Raw genomic sequence first — 1,009 nt, 5'->3', positions numbered from 1 at the left:
GGAATCCCATATCTGCACCTTCAACTTTTACAGTCGCAGTTGAAAGCTTTTTAAGAGCGTTTAAATCATTGCTTTGAGCAAGTTGTGAACGAACTTCTTTTGCTACATTTTGAACTTCTTGAGGGTTGTCTCCGGAAATTCGCATATGAATCACATGGGCTTGATTACCTAAAGCAGCTTGTCCTTGTGGTGACTTCAAGAAGTTATCTACATCTTGATCACTGATTTTAATGCGAGACATAACTTGCTGTTGACGCAGACGATTAATTGCTAAATCTTCAGCAATACGGCTACGTAAGTTTTCATAAGTTCCAGGTGCAATCGCATCTAATTTTTGTTGAAAGGCTTCTAGGCTTTTGCTACCTGATTGATTTGCAACTTTAAGTACAGCCTCATTTAGACTTTTCTCATCAGGTTTGATGCCATATTTTTTAACTTGTTCAAGTTGTGCTTGACGTAAGATGAGTTGGTCTAATACTTGAAATTGTAAGTATTGTTGAGGTGGAACTTCTTTTTTTTGTGCTTGCAATTCGTGAGCTGCTTCAGCCATTCCTTGTTCAAGGTCACTTTTTAAAATTACGCTATTGTCCACAATTGCCACAACTTCATCAGTAGGTTGGGCAAAACTATGCATTGATGAAGATATTAATACAGCAAGGGTCGTCGCTTTAAAAAACTGTTTAAGATGTTTTGTCTTCATTAACGTTGTGTCCAAGATTGATTAATTTTGTTAAAACCTAAAACGCGATTTTCAAGTATAGACGCGAGTTTGTTATTTAAACTACCTAAACCTTTGAGCGTAATTTCAGCCATAATCGCGCGTTTCTCGTTCACATTAGGAGATTTTGGATCATCTAGATCGTTATAATAAGAACGGCCATAGACTGAGATACCCCAGCAGCATGATTCATAGTTAACACCTAATAACAGCTCACGAGCCACATCATTGTCCATGTCATATTGAACAAGACCCATAATACGCCAGTTGTCTTTAATTGGTTGTATAAAC

Annotated in this window: 1 protein-coding gene and 1 pseudogene; both read right to left on the bottom strand. The window is 37.4% G+C overall.

The features are described 5' to 3' along the window. Positions 1-700, bottom strand: a 700-nt coding sequence (locus VXQ92_RS21545; protein ID WP_416683122.1) for a SurA N-terminal domain-containing protein, incomplete at its 3' end; no start/stop codon positions are given. Next, positions 700-1,009: pseudogene (locus tag VXQ92_RS21540) on the bottom strand (LPS export ABC transporter periplasmic protein LptC); the annotation flags it as partial. The gene VXQ92_RS21545 and the pseudogene VXQ92_RS21540, both read right to left, overlap by 1 nt.

This window comes from Acinetobacter sp. 228 (genome assembly GCF_048147885.1).
Note: the sequence above shows the minus strand (reverse complement) of the source record. Positions and strands in the feature narration are given on the sequence as shown.